The sequence below is a fragment of the Acidimicrobiales bacterium genome, assembly GCA_035540975.1.
Classification (GTDB): domain Bacteria; phylum Actinomycetota; class Acidimicrobiia; order Acidimicrobiales.
The window spans coordinates 1-4,188 of the sequence record DATLFN010000122.1 but is presented as its reverse complement, the minus strand read 5'-3'; the positions used below and the strand labels follow the sequence as shown (position 1 = coordinate 4,188).

3 protein-coding genes are annotated in these 4,188 nt (G+C 74.5%); 2 read left to right on the top strand and 1 reads right to left on the bottom strand.

The features are described from left to right. The coding region (locus VM242_12360) for a helicase-associated domain-containing protein (GenBank protein ID HVM05956.1) at nucleotides 1–2,143 on the bottom strand (2,143 nt) is incomplete at its 3' end. Nucleotides 2,144–2,325: 182 nt separating this feature from the next. Between VM242_12360 and VM242_12355 the strand changes: the two genes are divergently transcribed. Beyond that, nucleotides 2,326–3,441 (top strand): hypothetical protein, encoded by a 1,116-nt coding sequence (locus VM242_12355; GenBank protein ID HVM05955.1) that lies wholly within the window; start codon nucleotides 2,326–2,328, stop codon nucleotides 3,439–3,441. Nucleotides 3,442–3,767: 326 nt separating this feature from the next. Beyond that, on the top strand, nucleotides 3,768–4,188 hold a 421-nt coding region (locus VM242_12350; protein ID HVM05954.1), incomplete at its 3' end, for a hypothetical protein.

Here is a 4,188-nt window from a genome sequence, read left to right as displayed (position 1 = left end):
CCCCACCGTTCGCCTTCGCCCCACCGTTCGCCTTCGCCCCACCGCGCAGCTTCGCCACCACGGCGGCGACATCGGCCGCCGGCCGGGCCGGGGTCGGGCGGCGCCCGGTGGGCCGGGCCGGCGCCCGGGCGGTGGCCGGCCGTGCCACCACGAGGCCGCCGTCCGCGTCCTCCTCGACGGGGAGGTACCCGGCGGCGCGCAGCGTGGTGAGCACGTGAGCGGGTTCGGCGTCGCTGACCAGGACGGTGGGGGCGATCAGGCGAAGGCCCAGCCGGGCGGTGGCCCGGGCCCGGGACAGCTCGCTCAGCAGGGCGACGTCGTCCGAGCGCAGGTAGGAGCGGACCGCCCCCACCCGGAGCCGTCCGTGCCTGCGGCCGACGTCGGCGACCAGGTAGGCCAGGGCCTGGGGCACGCCGCGCGTCGCGTGGCGCTCGAGGAAGCCGGCGACGTCGTCCTCCGAGCGCCCGGCGTCGAAGGCCCGGCGCAGCGACGCCTCGCCGAAGCGGTAGACGGTGGCCGCCCCCCGCGACTCCAGGTCGGCCATGAGCTCGAGCTCCCGGGCCACCTCGGGCGCCAGGGCGCCGGGGGCGACGGCCGTCAGGTCGGCCTGGAGGACGAAGTCGGCCACCGGCGCGGGCACCCGCTCGGCCAGGGCGGCCTGGGCGGCGGCCACGTCGCCTGAGGCGACCAACCGGCCGGCGGTGGTGAGCGACCCGTGGGCCCACACGCCGAGCAGGCCGCACTCCTCGACGACCCAACCGGCCAGCGTCCCGGGCGACGCCGGCCCCGTCGCCCACCGGGCGGGCGAGGACCACCGGGCCCGCTCGGCCACTGCCTCGGGGGCGGACGTGGCCGTGCCCGGCGCCAGCGACGCCATGGCGTCGAGGACGGCCTGTCGCTGGGGGGCGGCGCCGGGGTCGGGCGCGTCGGTCACCAGCGCGGGGAGGACCTTGTCCCGATCGTCGGCGACGCCGGCCAGGCTGGGATGGAAGTCGGCCGCCAGCCACCCGGCGACCAGCGCCGCCCATCGCGGGGCCGGAGCCAGGGCCAGCCACTCGTCGAACGCGGCCGTGGGCAGGGCGGCGCCGGCGGCCCGGTCGACCCAGACCAACCCGGCGGCCGCCGCCAGGTCGATCAGCCGGGCGGTGTCGCGTTCGGACCGCTCGATCGACCGGGCCGCCCGGCGCAGCTCGCGCACCCCGACGCCGCCGCCCTTGAGCAGCGCGGCCGGCTGCGACGCCCAGACCTCGAGCACCGAGGCGACGTCGGCAACGAGGTCGAGGGCGTTCTGGGCGCCGGCGGCGTCGGCCGTCCCCGGGTCCACCGGCACTGCTGCGACGGTGGGAGCGGCCGGGGAGAAGTCGGCGAAGGCGTGGCCGCCCCGCAGGGCCAGGCCGACCTCGCCGGGCATCACCAGCCGGTCCCACCCGGCCACGGCGAGGAAGCCCCGGTGGGCCAGCCACCCGGCCGCCGTGCGGTCGTCGAGGTAGAAGACGCTGCCCCGGACCTGGACGTGAGCACCGGCGGCCGCCTCCCGGGCGATCCCGGCGGCGCCGGGGGGCGCCTCCTCCAGGATCCGCCGGGCCCGGGAGGGGTCGGCGACGCACCCGGCGATGGCGACCAGGTGCTCGGCCCGGCTCCTGCCGGGCTTCACGCCGAGGCGGCGACAGGTCTCGGCCAGCTCGGAGGCGGGTGTGGTCTCCAGGAGCTGGACGAGGGGAGGGCCGAGCCCGGCCCGGTGGTGGCCCCGGGACAACCCGGGGTTCAAGGAGACCGAGTCGCCGTGGCGGGACACCAGGGCCAGCGCTTCGAGCCGCTCCAGCGGGCCCTCGACGTCCGTGGCGCGGGTGGCGGGGGCCAGCACCGAGACCAGCTCGGCGAGGGGCGCCGGCTCCGGCAGCAGGGCCAGCACCTCGACGACCTGTTGGGCGCTGCGGTCGAGGCGCCGGTAGGCCTCCTCGACGCTCGGCGCGGCCGTGGCCCGCTCGGCCAGCTCGGCCAGCGAACGGGGAGGTGGGGACGCCAGATCGGGCCGAGCCTCCAGGAGGCGGCGGAGCCGATCGTCGTCGTCCCAGCCCGCCGGGGGGCGCCACGCCGGATGGAGGGAGCGGGCGCGCGTGGTAACCGATGTCGCAGAAGCCATGGGCCGTCCCGAGGTTCGGGGGGAAGCGGTCGCCACCCTAACGTCGCCGGTGCCTCGCGGCGCGGATGCCCGGCGCTTCCTCAGGCTCTCGGTCGGGGTGCCTTCCTGCGCCGGGGTGGTGGCGATGGGCGCACGCCGGACGCGCCGTTCCCGGCGAATCCCCGCCGACCCCGTTGCCAAACATGAAAGGCAACGATCTGGTCCGCGACGTGCGCGGCATCGTCGCGGTGTTGGTCAGAGCCGCCGAGTGCACGAGGAGCGAAGGAACCCCGGCCGAGCCGACCGTCCCGACGGCGGTTGCGACGTCATCCACCACCGCCCCGATCGACGTGTCGGTGGTCCCGCCCGTCATCGATGAGCCCTACCTGGCGGCGGTCCTGGCAGCGTTGGACGAGGTGGACAGCGAAGCGACGAGGATGATCGTGGCGGCAAAGAACCTCACGCCCGCGGCGGCCCGTCTCCGCCACGCTGAGCACACCATCGCCGTCACCGGCAACGGGACCGAGCTCCTCACCGTCCCGGACGGGGCTGGTGGTCGGCCGGGGTGCCGGGGCGGCGGCTGTTCCGGTCGGCTTGCGTTCCGGCGGCAAGAAAGTGCGCATAGCGCCCCTTCTTGCCGCAGACGCCTGCCGTGGCCATCCCGGCGACCTGTTGCGAAACATGAAAGGCAACGATATGGTCCGCGCGACGTGCGCGGCATCGCCGCTGTGTTGGTCGGCGCCCTGGCCGTCGCCGGGTGTACGAAGAGCGCCGGCGCGCCACCCGAGCCGACGGTCCCGACGGCGCCGTCGACCTCGTCGACCACCGCCCCCATCGACGTGTCGGTGATCCCGCCCGTCATCGACGAGCCCTACCTGACCGCCGTCCTCGCCGCCCTCGACGAGGTCGACAGCGAGGCGACCCGGATGATCGTGGCGGCGAAGAACCTCACGCCCGCGGCGGCCGACTACCTCAACGCCATCTACAGCGACGAAGAGTTCACGAGACAGGTGGACCGCTGGTACGACAGCTTCGCTGAGGATCTTCAACTCGGCGGTATCCGGCCTTCACCGGGCAACCGGGTCACGACGGTCGAACGAATCATTGCTGCGTCGCCGAGCTGCGTCTGGCTCGCCGTGAGGAGGGACTACTCAGCGGTGAACTTCGATGCCGGGATCGACGTCGTCGAATACGTTGCCCTTCAGCCGCTCGATCGATCGAACGACCCTCGCAGCCTGAATCGCACTGCATGGATGATTACGACCGACGGCTTCCGGCGGGACGGGACTGAGCCGTCCAATCCATGTCCTTCGAACTAGCAAGAGACGTCCTTCGGCGACCCCTCTTGATGACACTCCTGTTGGTCGCCGCGTCGGCGGCGCCCTCCTGGGCGGAAGGTCATGGCCCGCCGGTGAACGTCGACGTCGATGGCGTTCGCTCGCGCAACAACTCTTCGGTCCGACACACGGTGGAGTCAGACTCAGTGGCCAACGCCGGCGGCACCGAGAGTTCAGCTCGGCGAGGCGGTGCGTCGGGCCGAACGACGACGAAGCGCCTGGTGTTCTTTGCCACCTTCCCCACAGTGGAGACGCAGCCAGACGGTTCAGCATGTATCCGTAACCGCCGTCGCGGCTACCCGAACCCGGTGGCGGCGGCGGCGGCGACGGATGCGCAGAACGCGCTGTGGCGCCTGGCGGCCGCGTCGTTCCCGCTGTGCCAGCGGACGCCGGTGCCGCAGAGCACGCCCGCTGCCCAGGCGGCCGAGTTCTGGCGGGTGGTGGGCGAGGACCTCCTCCCCAGGCCGGCACCGCGCATCGCGCCGGGGTACATGCTGGCCGGCAAGCTGGCCTACCTCGAGGCCGGCACGGTGCCGACGGCGGTGTACGAGCACCCGACGCCGGCCGGTGTGCTGCGGATCGAGGCCCGGGCCGAGGGCTGGGTCGACTGGGGCGACGGCTCGCCGCTCGACGGCCCGTACGACCACGCCGGCGGACCATGGCCGGACGGCACCATCACGCACTACTGGACCGACGTGGGCCGGTACGACGTCCGGGTGGTCCAGCGGT